Source organism: Paenibacillus sp. 11B (genome assembly GCF_030487755.1).
Lineage (GTDB): Bacteria > Bacillota > Bacilli > Paenibacillales > Paenibacillaceae > Paenibacillus > Paenibacillus vandeheii.
In genome coordinates this window covers 866,804-886,199 of sequence record NZ_JAUKNS010000001.1, presented here as the reverse complement: position 1 = coordinate 886,199, position 19,396 = coordinate 866,804, and the positions used below count along the sequence as shown (strand labels likewise).

The window sequence follows — 19,396 nt, the reverse complement described above, 5'->3', positions numbered from 1 at the left end:
ATGGTGGTGACCTGTGGAAATTATCCAAGTTGTAGGTCTGGCGCTCATCGCAACGGTGCTCATTTTAGTTATCAAAGAACAGAAGCCCATGTTCGCTTTTCTGATTGCTGCCGCGACTGGCATTGTGATCTTCATGCTGCTGATTGGCAAGATTGGCGCAGTAATTGAAGTGTTGAAACGGCTTGCCGAGAATTCAGGCATGGAGAGCATTTATCTGAAAACCGTACTGAAAATTATAGGTATAGCGTACATTGCTGAATTCGGGGCACAGATTGTCAGGGATGCGGGCCAGGAGAGCATTGCTTCCAAAATTGAACTTGCTGGCAAGGTGCTGATCCTTGTACTCGCCATACCGATCATCAGCATTATTATCGAAACCGTCATGAAGCTGATGCCGGTGTAGAGGGAGGCGTGCGGACTTCATATGAAAATGATGCATTACAAGCCGCAGTGGCGCCTTACCTTCGTGCTGACGCTGTGTTTTCTGTTTGCGATCATAGGACAGGTTGCCGCTGGTTCTCCCTCAGGAGAGTGGATGCAGCAGCAGGCTGACCAGCTTCCTAAGGATCAGGTGGAAAAATATTGGGATCAACTCATGCAGCAATACGGCGGTTTTTTCCCGGAAGGAAAAACACCTTCCTTTATGGATATGTTAATGCCCGGCAATGAAGGGTTCAGTCTGAAGTCGGTGTTTATAGCGATAGGAACCTTCATGCTGCATGAGATTTTATATAACGGCAAACTTCTGGTCACGATTGTGATGCTAAGTGTGCTAAGCATGATTCTGGAGACGTTGCAAACCGCTTTTGAGAAAAACAATATTAGCAAAATCGCTTACTCCATCTGTTACATGGTCATTATCATCATCGCCATCAACAGCTTCAGTGTAGCTATTGGATACGCCAAGGATGCTATAGCCAGCATGATCAACTTTATGATGGCCATGGTGCCCCTGCTGTTTACGCTGCTGGCTTCAATGGGAAATGTCATTACCGTTTCTGTGACCCATCCGCTCATCATTTTCATGATCCATCTGGTTGGTACATTGATTCACATGCTGGTATTCCCGCTGCTCTTCTTCTCGGCAGTATTACATCTCGTCAGTTCCTTGTCCGACAAATACAAGCTGACACAGCTGGCAGATCTGTTACGAAACATTAGTGTGGCTCTGCTCGGTATACTGCTTACGATGTTCCTGGGCGTCATTTCGGTGCAGGGTGCATCAGGCTCCGTGGCAGATGGTGTCAGCCTGAAGGCGGCGAAGTACATCGCAGGCAACTTTGTTCCCATTGTCGGCAGAACGTTTGCGGATGCAACCGATACGGTGATCACAGCGTCACTGCTGGTGAAAAATGCAATCGGATTGACGGGTGTCATCATCATCTTGTTTTTATGCGCGTTTCCCGCGCTTAAAATTTTGACGCTGGCCCTGATCTACAACATCACTGGCGCGATCATGCAACCGTTAGGTGATACGCCGATTGTAGGGTGCTTGCAGGCAATTGGCAAAAGTATGATCTATGTATTTGCAGCACTGGCGGCCGTTGGATTGATGTTTTTTCTGGCAATCACGATCCTGCTAACCGCAGGCAATCTGACTGTCATGATGAGATGAGGGGCTGCTCAAGAGAAAGGGGGTTGGAAGGATGGGGTGGCTGAGCAGCTGGCTCCGGGAATTGATTATGATCGTTCTGCTGGCGACTTTCGTGGATATGCTGCTGCCTAATCGATCCATGGAACGCTATGTCAAGCTTGTGCTGAGCCTTCTTATCCTGCTGACCCTGTTATCTCCCATAACGAAGCTCTTGAAGAGTGATCCGGTTGGTGAGCTTAAGCGAGCGATGACCGCCATGGACTCGCCGTCCGATGGAAGTGCAACACTTGAACAGATTTTGGCTCAAGGCAAGCGGCTGCAATCCAATGAACAGGAACAGTCGCTGCAATGGACTGCCAAAGAACTGGCTAACGTAATGAAAGGGCAGATTGAAGAAACAACCGGGGAGCGAGTTCAGTCCGTCGAGGTAAAGCTCGCTATGGATACAACCAAATCGGAGACAGATTTGGCATCCTCGGTTGAACTTCCCGTGATCCAGTATGTTTTGGTGGAGATGGCAGGTGAGACTACAACGGGCAAAGGTAATTCCAACACAGGTCAACAGGATGCAGTGGCAAGTACAGCACCGTCACTCGGCTCTGATTCGGAATCTGAACCCACTGAATCGACTCCAGTACAAGAGCCAATCCAGATTGGTCAGATTGAGGTCCCAGATGTACAGATCGAGGTGAACAGCGGCAGCAATCGTGAAAGTGGCCGCGTGAGTAACAGGAATTCTGGCGATTCGCAAAGTGGACAGGAAGCTGACTCCACACCTGTTTGGGGTGAACAGGCAGAGACAATTCCTCAGCAAGGACAGACAACCTCCCGGTCAGAACGTGCAGTACAAATTATTACGCTATTGACGGAGAAGTGGGATATTGATGCAAACAAAGTACAGGTGAAAGAAAATAAAAGCGCTTCGGCGCTGTGAGAAGGAGGGTATCCGATGAGGCAATGGCTCAAAAAGATGGAAAGCTGGTTTGGTGGCGGAGAAGGTGGACAACGACGCAGTCAAACCTTTCGCTGGCTCATTATCCTTGGTTTGATCGGAGTGGGAATTATGTTGTTCAACTCCTTCGTCAATGTCAAAAAGATTGATTCCGAGAATATCGGTCGCGAGCCTCCTGATCCGGCTACATCCATGGCATCTATACAGACGGACCTGACGGATCAGAACCCATTTCAGGCGATAGAGATTGCATTCGAGGACAAGATCAAGGGTGTGCTGGAAAATATCGTAGGTGTGGGGACTGTTGATGTGATGGTTACCGTGGATTCTACTGAAGAGCTTGTTGTACAGCGTAATGTGAAGGATTCGCAGCAGCTCACCGAAGAAACGGATGCCAACGGGGGCAAACGACATATGACGCAGTATACCCGGGATGGTGAAATTATTACGTATGAAATATCAGGGGATCAGACGCCGATTGTCACGAAAAAGCTCAAACCGCAAATCCGGGGCGTGCTTGTCGTTGCCAGAGGTGCAGAGAACAAGGTTGTGAAGGACCTGATTACAGATGCTGTGGAAAAAGGACTGAATGTTGCGGCCTACCGAATTTCGGTTGTTCCGCGCAAGCAGGATTAGTCCGGGACCCTGTATCACAAGATTTGATCGTCACAAGAATGAAGCCAATTCGAGGAGGAAGTTCTAATGAATAACAAACGTCAAACGGTATGGCTCGTATCCATGCTGAGTCTGATGGTCATTTTGTCCGCCTATTACCTGTTCACTGAAGATTCCGGTCCGGTTAATACGCCTGTAGCTGAGAGCACGCAGGTGGATGGGATGAAGCAGGGAGAAACAAAGGAAACAGCTGGAATCCTTGATCCGACAGAAGGTTTGGTGGTGAATGAAGTGGTCAATGGCGGTGAAGTTACAGGGACAGAGGGAGACCAAGCTGCAACTGAATCTGTTGATAATCCGGCGGTTGTAGACGGTAAAGAAGCTGGAGACACGGAGAAATCACCGGCTGCGGAATCGGGAGAGAAACAAGGTGAGGCAGGTAAAGGCAGCGAAAAAGGGACAGACAAAGGCACAACAACCACTCCTGAGACAAATGCCGGAACAGACGGTAGTGCAACGAAAACGGATGAGGACGTCCTTAAGGAGATGGAGGAGCAGAATACGGCGGCGTCCGCGAGCAGCCAGTTCCAAAACTACCAGTGGCAGCGTGAGGAGAGCAACAACCGCAAATATGAGGAACTCATGACCGTTGCGGGCGATCTGAGCAAAACGCCAGAGGAAAATGCCAAGGCAACAGAACAGCTTCGTACGCTTGAAGAAAAAGAAGCCAAAATCAATGGCATTGAAGAAACACTGTCGCAGCAGTTTGCCAATGCCATCGTTCAAGAGGATGCAGACAAGTATAAAGTTGTTGTTCTTAGTGACAAACTGGATGTAAAACAGGCGGTTTCCATTGTAGATCTGGTGATGAAAGAACTGGCTGTATCCCAAAATAAAATCAGCGTGCAATACGTGACAGAACAGTAATCCAAATCATGGAAAAGTAGCCCCGAGAGCTGGATCAGATCTCGGGCTCTTTCCATTTTTATCGATTATGATATAATACATAAAGCCATATGACCGTCCTAGTGAGACTGGCATGATGCCGAAGGAGTGAATAATGGAAATGTTTAAATTGAGTGAGATCAAAGAACTGATCAAACTGGTAGATGAAAGTTCCGTTCAAGAGTTGGAAATTGAAAACGAAGGATCACGGTTGTCGATTCGCAAACCGGGCAAAACCGAGTATGTGCAGGCAGCTGCTATTCAACCGCAAATGATTGCTGCACCACAGGTGCAACCGGCTGCAGTGGTAGCTGAGGCTGCTCCGCAAGTCGATACTACAAGTCATTTACATAAAATCGTATCTCCGATGGTAGGTACTTTTTACAGAGCTTCCTCGCCGGAAGCAGGTCCTTTTGTAAGCGCTGGTGATAAAGTTGTTGAGAAAACAACGGTATGTATCATTGAGGCGATGAAGCTGATGAACGAGCTTGATGCTGACATCAAGGGAGAAATCGTTGAAGTGCTGGTTGAGAACGGACAGCTGGTTGAGTATGGACAACCCCTGTTCCTGGTAAAACCGGAATAACGGTTATAGCCGCATAACGCAACTGCATGAGCTTCGAAGGAGGACAAAAACGAAATGAAATTTCAAAAAATACTGATTGCGAACCGTGGCGAAATTGCGGTACGTATTATTCGTGCCTGTCGTGAAATCGGCATTTCGACGGTAGCAGTCTATTCGGAAGCGGATAAAGACTCCCTGCATGTTCGTCTTGCAGATGAAGCGTATTGTATCGGGCCTACACTTTCGAAAGACAGTTATCTAAACTTCACAAACCTGATGAGTGTAGCTACACTGACGGATTGTGATGCGATTCACCCCGGGTACGGATTCCTGGCAGAAAACGCTGATTTTGCAGAAATCTGTGGTTCCTGCAATATTACGTTCATCGGTCCTTCTCCGGAAGCTATTACCAAAATGGGAGATAAGGCTGTAGCCAAACAAACGATGAAGGATGCAGGTGTACCTGTAATTCCGGGATCTGACGGTTTGGTTGAAAATATGAATGAAGCCATTATGATTGCTAGAGATATTGGATATCCTGTCATTATCAAAGCTACCGCTGGTGGTGGAGGTAAAGGGATTCGTATCGCTGAAGATGAGGAAACGCTGATCAAGCAAATTACAGCTGCCCAGCAGGAAGCACAGAAAGCTTTTGGCAATGCCGGAGTATATCTGGAGAAATTCCTGACAGGCATGAAACACGTAGAGATTCAGATCATTGCTGACAAACATGGAAATGCAGTGCATCTGGGCGAGCGTGATTGTTCCGTTCAGCGTCGACGTCAAAAGCTTGTGGAAGAAGCACCTTGTCCAATTATCTCTGAAGACGTGCGTACATTGATGGGAGAAGCCGCAGTCCGGGCAGCACTTGCCGTGGATTACTCTGGAGCAGGTACGCTTGAGTTCTTGCTCAGCCCTAACGGTGAATTCTATTTCATGGAAATGAATACACGTATTCAGGTGGAACACCCCGTAACAGAGATGGTTACAGGAGTGGATCTGATCCGCGAAATGATCTCGGTAGCTGAAGGCAATCCGCTTTCTTTCCGTCAGGAAGATGTTGTGATCAACGGTTGGTCCATTGAATGCCGTATCAACGCAGAAGATCCAGACCGTAACTTTATGCCTTCACCAGGTAAAATTGGTTTCTACCTTGCACCAGGAGGTCCGGGTGTACGTGTAGATAGTGCAGCTTATCCGGGCTACACCATCTCTCCTTACTATGACTCCATGATTGCCAAATTGATCGTGTGGGGAGCAAATCGGGAAGAGGCCATCGCGAAGATGAAGCGTGCATTGGCTGAATTTGCGATTGAAGGCATTTTCACTACGATTCCTTTTCATCAGAAATTGCTGGAGCATCCAACGTTCGTTCGTGGTGACTTTGATATCAAATTTCTTGAGGAAAATGAGATTTAAAAGGTATATTGGGCTTGTTTGTCATAATGTAGCCCAAATGATATAGTATGTAATAATAAGAGCGCATGTCTCCTGCAGAGGATAAGCCGTAGCTAATAAGCGGATAAAGGTTGCAGGAGTTCCGGTAAAGCCGGACCGGAAGGGTTCTGAAGGCCAGATTGGCCTGAATACCAGCGCCCTGACGGATGGCCGCAAACTTATTTCGCGAAAGGTGTGTTGAACAGTTATGAGTACACTGCCGACAGAATTTGAACGAACGGATATCGGTGAAATCCAGATCGCACCTGAAGTTATTGAAGTGATCGCTGGGCTGGCTACAGTTGAAGTCAAAGGTGTTGCAGGCATGAGCGGTGGATTCGCTGGTGGATTTGCTGAATTGCTTGGTCGCAAAAACCTTTCCAAAGGCGTTAAGGTTGAAGTAGGTCAGCGTGAAGCTGCAGTGGATGTTTCCGTTATTATTGAATATGGTTACCGTCTGCCACAGGTGGCTACCGAAATTCAACAGAACGTGAAGCGCTCCATTGAGAACATGACAGGATTGAATGTGAATGAAGTGAACGTGCACATTCATGACGTTCAGTTCAAGAGCACCGAGAAAGTAGAAGAAATCGACCTGAACAGTCAGCGCGTAAAATAAAAGAAGACAGATTCCCCCGGCATCACTGCCGGGGGTTATCCCGTCTTGGACAGGTCTTCATAGAAAGCGAAAGCTTGCACCTGAGGATCACTTTTTGCCAATGGGCAGGTTAAGCAATGTTAGTGAGCAAGGGAGGCTGTGCAGTTCGTGGCTAAAATACTGGATCGGCTTCTGTTGTTTATATACAGCATAAGCGTTGGAGCAATATCGGCAGCAGTCATACTTCTTATCAGTGGTGTGCTGCCTTACGAATTGAATTACCAGCAGGAACAAAACGTTATTGTTGCGGCGGTTGTTGCAGCAGCGATTTTGTTTATCCTGAGTTTGCGATTTTTCTACATCTCGGTTCGGCGTGATCGTGCTTCATTGCCGTCTGTAGATCAGCGTACCGAATATGGTGATGTACAGATTTCGATGGAAACGATTGAAAATCTCTGTCTCAAAGCAACTTCCCGTTTCCGGGGAGTGCGTGATGTCAAAGCTCGTATTCGTGTGGTTGAATCCGGACTGGAAATTATGATTCGCGCGGTAGTGGATGGCGAGACGCCAATCCCGACGCTGACATCCGATCTGCAGAAGGCAATACATGATCATGTACAGGAGATTACGGGTATCCCGGTTTCTTTTGTCACCGTGTATATCGCTAACGTTACCCAGTCGCCTAACTACAAGAGTCGAGTGGAATGAGGTGAGTTTCACTGATGCTGTGGAGAGAGATTTGGGATAGTCACAGAGGCCGAATTACCGGAATTATCGCCGGCATCTTTTTTGGATTTCTTTATGTATGGATCGGTTTTTGGGATATGTTGTTCTTTGCACTCTTGGTGTTCATCGGTTATACGTTAGGCAGACGAAGCGACTCGAAGCTGGGCTCGTTCATTCCCTGGAGGGAATGGGGGCAATGGCTCGGCGATCGCTGGCGTCCCTTTAAGTGAGCCACCTGAACCCTGCAATATGTTTCTTCCGAAAATAGAGCTGTAGTTTAGGTTGCCCGTTTTTTGGAGGAAACGATTGCAGGTTTTTTTGTGAAAAGGGATAACAATATAATAAGATCTCTGATTCCATCAAAGATTTTATATTTTAAAATAAGCATGATGACGCTCCAGAGGGAGCGCTGCAGGAGGCAGGACATGAAAAGACGTTTGGCAAGGGAAATTGCAGTACAAAGTCTGTATCAGATGGAAATGAATGAAGTGGGCGCAGCTGAAGCCGTGAATATGTTGATCAATGAAGCCGCTGAAGACAATGAAACCGAAGTGGTTATTCGTGATGCAGATGTGATGCGTACCTACGTGACCGAAATGGTACAGGGCGCATGGAACAATAAAGAAGCGATTGACGGCTTACTCGTCGATTATTTGAAAGGCTGGCAGATTAGTCGTCTGTCGCGGGTAGATCGCCAGATTTTACGGCTTTCAACGTATGAAATGGTGTTCCGTGATGATATTCCGGCAAAGGTATCCGTTAATGAAGCGATTGAATTGTCCAAATATTTTGGTACAGATGAATCCGGTAAATTCGTTAATGGTGTACTTGGGCGCATGATTCAGGAAGTCGACACCATCAAAGCAAAAATGTCTTAAGTTACAATTAAATATAGTTTATTTTCAAAAAGACCGGTTTTCAGTACCGATTCTAAATCATATGTTCACATAAGGGAGAGAGAGTACAGTGACAGCATCTATTATTAACGGTAAGGAAGTATCCCAAGAAATCCGCGCAAGCATGACAACTGAAGTAAAACAGCTTAGCGAACAGGGGGTAGTACCTGGTCTGGCTGTAGTGCTCGTCGGGGAAGATCCGGCATCCCAAGTATATGTGCGTAATAAAGAAAAAGCATGTCACGACCTCGGTTTCTATTCCGAAGTTCATCGTCTGGATGCAAGCACGTCCCAAGAGGAACTGCTCGCTCTGGTGGACAAGCTGAACAAGCAGGAATCCATTAACGGCATTTTGGTTCAGCTCCCACTACCGAAGCATATCGAAGAGAAAGCGGTTATCGATGCGATCGCCGTAGACAAAGATGTGGACGGATTCCACCCGGTTAATGTGGGTAATCTCGTCATTGGTGATGATAGCCTGTTGCCATGTACCCCTGCGGGCGTAATCGAGCTGATCAAGCGTACGGGTCTCGAAATGTCGGGCAAACATGCCGTAGTTATCGGACGCAGCAACATTGTCGGCAAACCGGTATCCTTGCTGCTTCAACGTGAGAACGCAACGGTAACCATGTGTCATTCCCGTACAGCAAACATGAAAGAGATCACGCGCCAAGCAGATATTCTTGTGGTTGCCATTGGAAGTGCAAACTTTGTGGATGCCGATTTCGTTAAACCGGGTGCCGTTGTAATTGATGTGGGGATGAACCGTTTGGATAACGGCAAACTGGCAGGGGATGTGGATTTCGAAAGCGTGAAGACAGTATCTGGTCCAATTACACCTGTTCCTGGAGGCGTTGGTCCAATGACGATTACCATGTTGATGCAAAATACACTGATCGCTGCCAAACGCGCTCACGGATTGGCCTAGGTCGAATCTGTGGCAGATCAAAAAATCTACTCCATTAAAGACCTGAACCGATACATCCGGATGAAGCTGGAATCGGATCAGGTACTGTCGGATGTATGGCTGCGCGGAGAGATTTCCAATTTTACACATCATTCCAGTGGTCATATGTATTTCACATTAAAGGACAAGGACAGCCGAATTAAATCCATTATGTTTGCTTCCCATAATCAACGATTGCCCTTTGTACCGAAGGAGGGTGCAAGGGTTATTGCTCGTGGCAATGTCTCGGTGTATGAACGGGATGGACAATATCAATTCTACGCCACACACATGCAGCCGGACGGTATCGGAAGTCTGTATTTGGCTTATGAGCAGCTGAAAAAAAAGCTGGAGGACGAGGGGCTGTTCTCTGCATCACGGAAAAGGCCGATTCCCCGTTTCCCACAGACGATTGGTGTGGTCACTTCTCCTACAGGTGCAGCGGTAAGGGATATCATGATTACCTTACAACGCAGATATCCCTCTGCCCAAGTGATTCTATATCCTGTTCTCGTTCAGGGTAAAGGCGCGGCTCCTTCCATTGTGAAGGCCATCAACAATCTGAACCGAATGGGCGAAGCCGATGTGCTGATTGTTGGACGAGGCGGTGGATCATTGGAGGAGTTGTGGGCTTTCAACGAGGAGATCGTGGCAAGAGCGATTGTGGGCTCGGACATTCCAGTGATCTCAGCAGTCGGGCATGAAACAGATTTTACGATTGCTGATTTTGCTGCGGATCTGCGTGCAGCAACGCCTACGGCTGCTGCCGAACTGGCAGTGCCCAATCGAGCTGAACTGCTTGATCAGATTGCTCAGCGTCAGCGTCAGCTGCAGCACAGTTTACGTCAGCGTGCTGTTCATAATCGCGAGCGACTGGCCAGGTTGCAACGTTCACCTGTACTTGTGCACCCAAGGCGTACCTTAATGCAGCATACGGAGCGACTGGACATGCTGCAACAACGACTTCTGAGAACGGTAAATACGCGCATGAAATGGACGGTTGAGAAGCAGGAGCGTCTGCGTGCGGCATTGCAGCGTTTCAATCCTCGCGAACAGGTAAATGCAGCAAGACGCGAGAATGCATCAGCCCGGCGTCAGCTGGAGGTTGCCATCCGATCTATTACGAGAGCGAAGCAGCAGCAATGGAAATCATCTGTGCGGCATCTGGATGCGCTTAGCCCGCTCAAAGTCATGTCACGAGGTTACAGCCTTGTATATGACGAACAGGAGCAACGATTGATCAAATCGATGAAGGATGTACAGCCTGGAGATTCGATAAAGATTAAATTAACAGACGGGCAGCTGGACTGTCAGGTTTGGGGAATGAAGGAGGACGACAATACCCATGGCGAATGAACCGGAATTGAATTTTGAAGAGGCAATGGCGGCATTGGAAGACATCGTAGGTCAGCTAGAGCATGGTGATGTTCCACTGGAACAGGCCATTGATTTGTTTCAGCGTGGAATGAAGCTTTCACAACTTTGCGGTTTGAAGCTGGAACAAGTGGAACGTAAGATCGAAATGATCGTAGAAGAGGATGGGGAACTTCGCAAGAAACCGTTCGGCACTACTGTCGACGAAAGCGGTGAAGTCAATGAGTAATCGTCCTTCGTTTGAAATGTATCTTGAGGAAGTCACAGCTGAAGTGACGGGAGAGTTGAAGCAGACTCTTCCTGTTCACTGGGATGTGCCTCAGTCACTGGTTGACGCGATGCAGTATTCACTTATGGCCGGGGGCAAACGCCTTCGTCCACTTCTGGTCGTTGCTGCGGCGGAAGCCTTCGGTGCACAGCGTTCAGCTGCACTGCCGGTAGCCTGCGCCGTGGAGATGGTTCATACCTATTCATTGATCCACGATGACCTCCCTGCAATGGATAATGACGACTATCGCAGGGGAAAATTAACGAATCACAAAGTATTTGGTGAAGCGACAGCTATATTGGCTGGTGATGCACTGTTAACGCATGCTTTTTATAGTATCGTTCAGGCAGGTCGTCGCAGCGGTGTGTCAGCAGATGCATTGTTGTCCATTGTAGAGGAATTGTCCGAACTGGCTGGAGCCAGAGGCATGGTTGGCGGACAAGTGGCTGATATGGAGGGCGAGCAGGGGATGACTGATCTTGCCCAACTGCAGTACATTCATCTGCATAAGACCGGAGATTTAATTGTGTTTTCTCTCATTGCTGGAGCACGCATTGGTGGTGCAACAGAAGGTCAATTGGAAGCGCTGCGGGTATTTGGCAGAGACCTGGGGCTGGCTTTCCAGATTCAGGATGATATTCTGGACCTGACGGGTGACGAGCAGAAAATGGGCAAGAAGACGCAAAGTGATGTGAATCAGCAAAAGGTTACATATCCTTATTTTATTGGAATGGATGCGTCCCTTCATGAGGTGAAATCCCTTACGCAATCTGCAAAAGATGCGCTTGATAGAGCGGAGTTACCTGACCCTTCCAGACTGATAGAGATTGCTGATTATCTGATGAGTCGTGATCATTAGGTTCTGGAGAACATCACTGTTTCAAATCACTCAGATTAGTGTAATCCTTTTAATGTGCTTTTTCTGGGTTCATGAGTAGAGTGTCCCAAATGAATTGGGGAATACATATGGAGGAAGATCATACGTTCGTTGCTGGCGAAAATGCTCGTTATCTGGAGTATAGTGCCGTAAATTATGATTCTTGTTCTTTTATGTTATAATGTTTTAATGTGATTTAATAAACTGTGTATATATCGTTTACAAAACAATCAAACAATCTAGGAAAGCGGGGAGATTCTCGTGCTGCTTCCACAAATTAAACAACCCAGTGATCTAAAGTCGATGTCTCAGGATGATCTCGTTCTTTTGTCGGCAGAGATCCGGCAGTTTCTGATTGAGAAGCTGTCTGTTACAGGGGGCCATCTTGCACCCAACTTAGGAGTGGTTGAGCTCACGGTAGCCCTGCATTATTGCTATAACAGTCCTGTGGACAAAATGATTTTCGATGTAGGGCATCAGGCTTATGTGCACAAGGTTCTAACGGGGCGGATGGATCGCTTTGATACACTGCGTCAGCACAACGGGATGTGCGGATTTGTTAAACGTAACGAGAGTGAACATGATGTATGGGAAGCCGGCCACAGCAGTACATCGTTGTCTGCTGCAATGGGCATGGCGCTTGCCCGTGATCTTAAGGGTGAAGACAATCAGGTTATTGCGATGATCGGGGATGGAGCGCTTACAGGTGGTATGGCGTTTGAAGCTCTCAATCACATTGGTCATGAGCAGAAAAAACTGATGGTCATCCTCAATGATAATGAAATGTCCATTGCTCCGAATGTTGGGGCTATGCATAAATATTTGAGCAAAATCCGTTCGGATCGTCATTATTTGAAAGCCAAGGACGACGTGGAAGGAATGCTCAAAAAAATTCCTGCCATCGGGGATCGTTTGGCCAAATCGGCGAGCTGGATTAAAGATAGTGTCAAATACATGATGGTTCCAGGAGTTCTGTTCGAAGAGCTGGGCTTTACCTATTTGGGACCTATTGATGGACACGACATTCCTAAATTGATTGAAACGTTCAAACAGGCGGATAACGTGGATGGCCCTGTAATGGTGCATGTGCTTACCACCAAAGGTAAAGGCTATCAGCCTGCTGAGGCCGATTCACACAAATGGCACGGCATTTCTCCGTACAAGATTGAATCAGGTCAAGTGCTAAAAGCTGTAGGCAAACCGATGTATACTGAAGTGTTCGGCAAAACGTTGATTGATCTTGCCAAGCAGGATAAACGAATTGTAGCGGTGACACCAGCCATGCCAACAGGTTCGGGACTTATTCCTTTCAGTAAGGAATTCCCTGATCGCATGATTGACGTGGGTATTGCTGAACAGCATGCGGCAACCATGTGTGCAGCACTGGCTATGGAAGGGTTGAAACCCGTATTTGCCGTTTATTCGACGTTTATGCAGCGTGCATATGATCAGATTGTACATGATATTTGTCGTCATAACGCCAATGTTATGTTCGCTATTGACCGTGCCGGATTTGTCGGGCCGGATGGCGAAACGCATCAGGGTGTGTACGATGTGGCGTTTATGCGTCATATTCCAAATATCGTTCTGATGATGCCGAAGGATGAGAATGAATTGCGTCATATGATGAAGACGGCGCTTGAATATAATGAAGGTCCAATTGCTTATCGTTATCCACGAAACAATGTTGTAGGCGTACCTCTAGACAATGAACTCATTCCGATTCCAATCGGTACATGGGAGCAGCTTCGTCCATCTGAAGGTTATGCGATTATCGCATCGGGATCGATGGTGCAGCTTGCTGAAGAAGCTGCTGAGACGGTTAAAAGAGAAGGTATTACGGTTGGCGTAATTAACGCACGCTTCCTTAAGCCGCTTGATGAGCAGATGCTGCGTGATCTGGCTGTCCGAGGCACGAAGTTGATTGTGCTTGAAGAAGCATCACAAGCTGGCAGTATGGGCAGTGCAGTTCTGGAGTTCTATGCAGAACAAGGGCTGCATGATGTTCACGTGCAACTGATGGGCATCCCTGATCGATTCATTGAGCATGGAAGCATTGAGGATCAGAGAGCTGAAGTGGGACTCACGGTCGAGAATGTGAGCTCGGAGCTGCGCAGTATGGCAGCCCAATCTTCATATGGCATGTCCAGAACTCGGTTTCCTTCGTAACAGGAGCAATTAGAGTAACTGGAACACATGATTGATTAATTAGGATTACTACATGATAGGAGAAAGACATGTCACTCCCGAAAGAACGAATTGATGTTCTGCTGGTTGAGCAGGGTTATTACGAAAGTCGTGAGAAGGCAAAAGCTGCAATCATGGCTGGACTGGTATATGCCAACAATGAGCGGATTGAAAAAGCGGGCATGAAGATTCCAAGGGAAGCCGAACTTAAAGTAAAGGGTTCAGTACACCCCTATGTTGGTAGAGGCGGATTAAAGCTTGAAAAAGCGATCCGTCACTTCGACCTCAATATGAATGGACTTGTGATGCTTGATATCGGTTCATCGACTGGCGGATTTACCGATTGTGCTCTACAGCATGGTGCATCTCATGTATATGCCATCGATGTAGGATATAACCAGCTGGATTGGTCACTCCGTAATGATGAACGGGTTACTGTAATGGAAAGAACCAATTTCCGTTATGTGACTCCGGAAGATTTAAATGGACCTGTACCGAATTTTGCCAGTATCGATGTATCCTTTATTTCGCTGAGAATTATTTTGCCCCCGTTGCTGGCACTTCTGAAGCAGCCGGCAGACATTGTAGCGTTGATTAAACCTCAGTTTGAAGCAGGCCGTGAGAAAGTCGGCAAGTCTGGCGTCGTTCGTGATTCTAAGGTTCACAAGGATGTTTTGCAGACGATACTCCGTTTCGCCAATGAGCTTGGATTGAAGCTGAAGGGTTTAACTTTCTCGCCGATTACAGGCGGAGAAGGCAATATCGAATTTCTCGCACATTGGCGTCTGGAAGAACCAGAGGCAACACAACAAGAGAACGTTCAGGCTTCACTTGATGCACTTGCAGATCAAGTTGCAATGGAAGCTGCTCATACTTTTACAGGAAACTCATCATAAGATGGGTTTCTTTTCGCTGGAAAGGTGACATTCTAAAAGGAAATCGGTTGTCGAATCTCGAATATGTCTTCGAGGTGAGCGATGATGGATGGGCAATATGACACAATTGTTATTGGTGTACTTGCTGTCTGCTTGATATTATGGCTGTTCTTTGGCTTGCGGAATTGGGTTAATCGTCCGATTCCGGTAAGTTTGTCGGGTATGCAACTGAATTCAGAAATCCAGGACTCACCGGCATTGGATCTGCTTGAAGCGGAAGGATATGAAGTCATCGGAGGTAAAATGAAGGTTCCACTTGCCTTTGAAGCGAATGAATCCGTTTATTACAGCAGGCTGTTCATTGATTATGTGGCAGAGCGTGATGAGGAAAGATATCTGGTGAAGACGTCTCGTCGCAGACAACCACTTGAACTTACTGGCCCAGCCCTGCGAGACCGTTTCCTGTATTATTTGTTGTTATATCCCGGCTGTGAAGGCTTGCTGTATGTGGACATGGAGGAATCGGATATCAAGATCATCAGGCTCATGGATTATCAGGAAGATGTATACGATGGAGATGATCTGGACTAAGGGTATTTATATAACCTGGAAGTTGCTTATATAACGAATAACGAATTGCAGCATGGCAAAGTGTACGGAAATTAAAATTTGCCGTCATTGCAATATATTGAACTTTTAACTGGAGGCATGTATGAAAGGACAACGACACATTAAGATACGTGAAATTATTAGTCAAAACGAAATAGAAACCCAGGATGATCTGGTTGAAGCTTTGCGTAAATCCGGATTTCAGGTGACTCAAGCAACAGTATCCCGGGATATCAAGGAACTCCTTTTAATCAAAATCCCGATGGATGATGGACGTTACAAGTATTCGTTGCCGACTGACCAACGATATAATCCGATTCAGAAGCTGAAACGTGCCCTCGTGGACAACTTCTTACACATTGATCACTCAAACAATCTGGTCGTGATGAAGTGTTTGCCTGGCACAGCGAACTCCATTGCTGCGTTGCTCGATAATATCGAGTGGACCGAAGTGATGGGGACTATCTGTGGAGATGATACCATACTCATCATTTGCCGGACGGAAAGTAACAGCGTGACCGTTATTGAGCGGATTATGGGTTATATTTCCTAGAATATAATGGTTCAAAAACATAATTTCTGAGGAGTCATCCGGAGGTGTTTTTGCAGATGTTAGTTACATTATCGATTCGTAATCTGGCTGTTGTGGAAGAGGTTGATGTTGTTTTTCACCCGGGATTTCATGTTTTGTCTGGTGAAACAGGGGCGGGAAAATCAATCATTATTGATGCGCTGGGTTTAATTGCAGGTGGACGAAGCTCAGCCGATCTGATCCGGTATGGATGTGAGAAGGCTGAGATGGAGGCTCTGTTTGAAATGGAGCCAAGCCATCCCGTATGGGAGACGCTGGAGAAGCTTGGTATCCATTGTGAGCCGGAGGAGCATCTGGTGATCCGTCGTGAATTGAACACGCAAGGTAAAAGCACATCTCGTATTAACGGCCAACTGGTCAATTTGACGATGCTTCGTGAAGTCGGAGAGAAATTAATTAATATTCATGGGCAGCATGAGCACCAAAGTTTGTTACGTGCAGAGAGTCATCTGGGACTTCTGGATACATACGGGGCAGCCATCATAGGTCCAGTCAAAGCGGAGTATCAGGAGCGCTACAGTAAATTTATTACTGCGGAAAAAGAACTGCGTGCGCTTCAGGAATCCAGTCAACGGGCATATCAATTGCTGGACATGTATCGCTTTCAGCTGGAAGAGATTGCAGCTGCTTCTTTAACGCAGGGTGAGGATGAATTACTCGGAGAAGAACGGGTCAAACTATCCCATAGTGAGAAAATGATGGACAGTGTAGCCGGTGCCTATGATCTGCTTAGCGGTCAACGTGGGTTAGAAGCTGTAAGCATCGCTCTGTCACGCATTGAAGATATATCGGGTTATGACAGCAAAGGGCTGCAGCCTATTGTTGAACAGCTCCAGTCAGCATTTTATCAGCTGGAAGACGCCACGTTTCAGTTACGCGATTATCGCGAGAAGATCGAATTTAACCCAGGTAGACTGGAAGAAGTGGAACAGCGACTGAATCTGATTTCTGGCCTCAGACGGAAATACGGCGACAGTGTGGAACTTATTTTGAATTATTATGAACAAATTAGCCATGAAACCGACCAGCTGGAGAACAAGGATGAACGCCTGGAGAAGCTGCGTAATGAACGGGACAAATTACTCAAATTGGTTATGGAGTCTGCCGAGGAACTTAGCCGTGTTCGTAAACAATGTGCAGAAGAACTTGCAGCGCAGGTGGAAAGTGAGCTTAAGGATCTACAGATGGAGAGAACAACGTTACGAGTTCAGATTACTCCTTTTGAAGATTCAAAAGGGATCGAATGGAATGGGCGTCGTATTCGTCTAACGCGTCAGGGTGCAGATAATGCGGAATTCCTCATTTCTCCGAATCCAGGTGAGCCTTTACGTCCGCTCGGCAAGATTGCCTCCGGTGGTGAGTTATCCCGAATGATGCTGGCGATGAAGAGTATCTTCGCACGTCATGATCGGATACCGGTGTTGATCTTTGACGAGGTGGATACGGGTGTGAGTGGAAGAGCAGCACAATCCATTGCGGAGAAATTATACCGTCTGTCCTCGACTTGCCAAGTTTTCTCTATTACTCACTTGCCGCAAGTGGCTTGTATGGCGGATCATCAGTATCTCATCGAGAAGCATGTCTATGACGGGCGCACGATGACACAAGTGGAATCGCTGTCAGACGAAGGCAGAGTGAAAGAATTGGCACGTATGCTGGGCGGTGTGGAAATTACAGAAAAAACGCTGCATCATGCACAGGAAATGTTGAATTTGGCGGAAGCCAAAAAAGGGTGAAACGAGTGACTGGCGTAATGATTGACAGTAATAAAAGCCTGGGGGCGAGGTTATCTTATAGGTACGCAATTGGCGACCACCTTTCGTCAAGCGAAAGAAGCAAAGGGAGTGTGACAGCCATTGAATTCCCCCCTCAGGAAGAAATTGCTAGGTCTTTTATTTGCCTTCTTTCTATGTGTGATCAGCCAGGCCATTCAGCCTGTGCAAAGTTATGCTTCATTACCTGATGAGGTACAGGTATTTGCAGGCAGGCAGGCTGATGTTCATCTTGCTGTACCGGCTGCTTCAAGCGCTGTTGTGGATCGCCCTGACATCGTCGGTTTCGATGGAAAGGAAACTGCGGTCCACGTAACGAAGGAACAACCTTTGCATCTTCATCCCCAACAAACGGGACAGGCCAAATTAACTTTAAAGTTGTGGGGCAAAATTCCGGTAAAAACGGTTAACGTAAACGTGATTCCGGATTTGCGTGTAGTGCCCGGTGGTCAAACCATTGGCGTTAAAGTAAAATCTGCAGGGATTCTGGTTGTAGGGCACCATCTCGTCCGTTCTGGTCAGGATGAACGTGTATCCCCTGGAGAATCAGCAGGCATCAAGCTTGGAGATTTGATTACCCATATGGACGGTAAGCGTCTGGATGGTGTATCGGGTGTTGCTGAAGCTGTTGAGCTTGCAGGCAAGAACAAAAAAGGAATTGATGTCGTATTAAAACGCGGCAAAGAAACGGTTAAAACGCGTTTGACACCTGCTTATGATGCTGAAGATAAAGCCTGGAGGCTTGGATTGTACATTCGTGACTCCGCAGCAGGTGTAGGGACATTAACCTTCTATGCTCCGGATCAGGGCGTGTATGGCGCGCTGGGACATGTCATTACGGATATGAATACTCAAACCTCCATCGTTGTCGGTAGTGGTCAGATCGTTCAGTCCAATGTAACGTCGATTTCCAAGAGTGAATCCGGTGATCCGGGTGAGAAACGCGCTCATTTCCTGAAAGAAAGTAAAATTTTGGGCAATATTGAACGCAATACGGCTTTTGGTATCTTTGGTAAAATGTCCGGTAATCCTGAACATAGTTTGTATTCCAAAGGCATTCCCGTTGCTTTCTCCCATGAAGTAAAGGAAGGTCCTGCAGAAATTCTCACTGTCGTTGAGGGCCAGCAAGTGGAACGTTTCGCGATTGATATTGTTCATGTTGCCGACCAATCCGAACCGGCAACGAAAGGTCTAGTGCTTCGTATAACTGATCCGAAGCTGTTGGATAAGACCGGAGGCATTGTACAAGGCATGAGTGGCAGTCCAATTGTTCAAAATGGAAAATTGATTGGTGCTGTGACCCATGTATTCGTCAATGATCCGAAATCAGGTTATGGCTGTTTCATTGAATGGATGTTACAGGATGCAGGAGTCATGATGAAGAAGGATAATGCAAAAAACCTTAAGGCGGGTTAACCTCCTTAAGGTTTTTTTGTCGAATGGAAACATAAAACATCAGATAATGAAATAAAATATTTATTATATAGCAACGGGAAAAAAAAATAAAGAAAAATAATATTCGACAGAAGGAATTTCCTCTGCTGTGTCGAAAATTTAACCTGTAAGGA

The 19,396-nt window shown here is 46.9% G+C and carries 21 protein-coding genes; all 21 read left to right on the top strand.

The window, feature by feature from the left end; translation table 11 throughout:
• Positions 1 to 13 precede the first annotated feature (13 nt).
• On the top strand, positions 14 to 403 hold the full coding sequence (gene spoIIIAD / locus Q0V21_RS03970) for a stage III sporulation protein AD (RefSeq protein WP_017687586.1): 390 nt from the start codon (positions 14 to 16) through the stop codon (positions 401 to 403).
• A 21-nt stretch (positions 404 to 424) separates the two neighbouring features.
• On the top strand, positions 425 to 1,615 hold the full coding sequence (gene spoIIIAE, locus Q0V21_RS03965) for a stage III sporulation protein AE (protein WP_024631002.1): 1,191 nt from the start codon (positions 425 to 427) through the stop codon (positions 1,613 to 1,615).
• A gap of 31 nt (positions 1,616 to 1,646) precedes the next feature.
• Positions 1,647 to 2,528: a stage III sporulation protein AF gene (spoIIIAF, locus tag Q0V21_RS03960; protein ID WP_301877689.1), complete on the top strand. Its 882-nt coding sequence runs from the start codon at positions 1,647 to 1,649 to the stop codon at positions 2,526 to 2,528.
• A 15-nt stretch (positions 2,529 to 2,543) separates the two neighbouring features.
• Positions 2,544 to 3,182 (top strand): stage III sporulation protein AG, encoded by a 639-nt coding sequence (spoIIIAG, locus tag Q0V21_RS03955; RefSeq protein ID WP_053784409.1) that lies wholly within the window; start codon positions 2,544 to 2,546, stop codon positions 3,180 to 3,182.
• 66 nt (positions 3,183 to 3,248) lie between these two features.
• Entirely contained in the window at positions 3,249 to 4,088 is an 840-nt protein-coding gene (locus Q0V21_RS03950; RefSeq protein ID WP_079349481.1) for a SpoIIIAH-like family protein, read from the top strand.
• Positions 4,089 to 4,227: 139 nt separating this feature from the next.
• Positions 4,228 to 4,692 (top strand): acetyl-CoA carboxylase biotin carboxyl carrier protein, encoded by a 465-nt coding sequence (accB, locus tag Q0V21_RS03945; protein WP_063565765.1) that lies wholly within the window; start codon positions 4,228 to 4,230, stop codon positions 4,690 to 4,692.
• Positions 4,693 to 4,746: 54 nt separating this feature from the next.
• Positions 4,747 to 6,090, top strand: a complete 1,344-nt coding sequence (accC, locus tag Q0V21_RS03940) for an acetyl-CoA carboxylase biotin carboxylase subunit (RefSeq protein WP_301877688.1) — start codon at positions 4,747 to 4,749, stop codon at positions 6,088 to 6,090.
• Positions 6,091 to 6,316: 226 nt separating this feature from the next.
• Positions 6,317 to 6,727 carry an Asp23/Gls24 family envelope stress response protein gene (locus Q0V21_RS03935; protein ID WP_024630996.1) on the top strand — a complete coding sequence of 137 codons (411 nt, stop codon included), beginning with the start codon at positions 6,317 to 6,319 and terminating at the stop codon, positions 6,725 to 6,727.
• 147 nt (positions 6,728 to 6,874) lie between these two features.
• Positions 6,875 to 7,414 (top strand): alkaline shock response membrane anchor protein AmaP, encoded by a 540-nt coding sequence (gene amaP, locus Q0V21_RS03930; protein WP_024630995.1) that lies wholly within the window; start codon positions 6,875 to 6,877, stop codon positions 7,412 to 7,414.
• A 14-nt stretch (positions 7,415 to 7,428) separates the two neighbouring features.
• Positions 7,429 to 7,662: a DUF2273 domain-containing protein gene (locus tag Q0V21_RS03925; protein WP_079349479.1), complete on the top strand. Its 234-nt coding sequence runs from the start codon at positions 7,429 to 7,431 to the stop codon at positions 7,660 to 7,662.
• Between the two features lie 195 nt (positions 7,663 to 7,857).
• Positions 7,858 to 8,310 carry a transcription antitermination factor NusB gene (nusB, locus tag Q0V21_RS03920; protein ID WP_024630993.1) on the top strand — a complete coding sequence of 151 codons (453 nt, stop codon included), beginning with the start codon at positions 7,858 to 7,860 and terminating at the stop codon, positions 8,308 to 8,310.
• A gap of 88 nt (positions 8,311 to 8,398) precedes the next feature.
• On the top strand, positions 8,399 to 9,256 hold the full coding sequence (gene folD / locus Q0V21_RS03915) for a bifunctional methylenetetrahydrofolate dehydrogenase/methenyltetrahydrofolate cyclohydrolase FolD (protein ID WP_079349478.1): 858 nt from the start codon (positions 8,399 to 8,401) through the stop codon (positions 9,254 to 9,256).
• Positions 9,257 to 9,265: 9 nt separating this feature from the next.
• A complete protein-coding gene (xseA, locus tag Q0V21_RS03910; protein ID WP_079349477.1) occupies positions 9,266 to 10,630 on the top strand; it encodes an exodeoxyribonuclease VII large subunit in 1,365 nt (454 codons plus the stop codon).
• Positions 10,620 to 10,877: an exodeoxyribonuclease VII small subunit gene (gene xseB, locus Q0V21_RS03905; RefSeq protein ID WP_079349476.1), complete on the top strand. Its 258-nt coding sequence runs from the start codon at positions 10,620 to 10,622 to the stop codon at positions 10,875 to 10,877. The genes xseA and xseB overlap by 11 nt, the downstream gene beginning before the upstream one ends.
• Positions 10,870 to 11,775 carry a polyprenyl synthetase family protein gene (locus Q0V21_RS03900; RefSeq protein WP_079349475.1) on the top strand — a complete coding sequence of 302 codons (906 nt, stop codon included), beginning with the start codon at positions 10,870 to 10,872 and terminating at the stop codon, positions 11,773 to 11,775. Before xseB ends, Q0V21_RS03900 begins: the two co-directional genes overlap by 8 nt.
• Positions 11,776 to 12,054: 279 nt before the next feature.
• Positions 12,055 to 13,962 (top strand): 1-deoxy-D-xylulose-5-phosphate synthase, encoded by a 1,908-nt coding sequence (gene dxs / locus Q0V21_RS03895; RefSeq protein ID WP_079349474.1) that lies wholly within the window; start codon positions 12,055 to 12,057, stop codon positions 13,960 to 13,962.
• A 68-nt stretch (positions 13,963 to 14,030) separates the two neighbouring features.
• Entirely contained in the window at positions 14,031 to 14,876 is an 846-nt protein-coding gene (locus tag Q0V21_RS03890; RefSeq protein WP_301877684.1) for a TlyA family RNA methyltransferase, read from the top strand.
• Positions 14,877 to 14,957: 81 nt separating this feature from the next.
• Positions 14,958 to 15,446: a hypothetical protein gene (locus Q0V21_RS03885; RefSeq protein ID WP_236642090.1), complete on the top strand. Its 489-nt coding sequence runs from the start codon at positions 14,958 to 14,960 to the stop codon at positions 15,444 to 15,446.
• A 121-nt stretch (positions 15,447 to 15,567) separates the two neighbouring features.
• The gene (ahrC, locus tag Q0V21_RS03880; protein ID WP_079349472.1) at positions 15,568 to 16,017 is read left to right on the top strand and encodes a transcriptional regulator AhrC/ArgR; all 450 of its coding nucleotides are present in this window, start codon (positions 15,568 to 15,570) and stop codon (positions 16,015 to 16,017) included.
• A gap of 56 nt (positions 16,018 to 16,073) precedes the next feature.
• Complete coding sequence (gene recN / locus Q0V21_RS03875) at positions 16,074 to 17,792, top strand: DNA repair protein RecN (protein ID WP_053784420.1); 1,719 nt, start codon at positions 16,074 to 16,076, stop codon at positions 17,790 to 17,792.
• Between the two features lie 120 nt (positions 17,793 to 17,912).
• Positions 17,913 to 19,244 (top strand): SpoIVB peptidase, encoded by a 1,332-nt coding sequence (spoIVB, locus tag Q0V21_RS03870; protein ID WP_079349471.1) that lies wholly within the window; start codon positions 17,913 to 17,915, stop codon positions 19,242 to 19,244.
• The last annotated feature ends 152 nt before the right edge of the window (positions 19,245 to 19,396 follow it).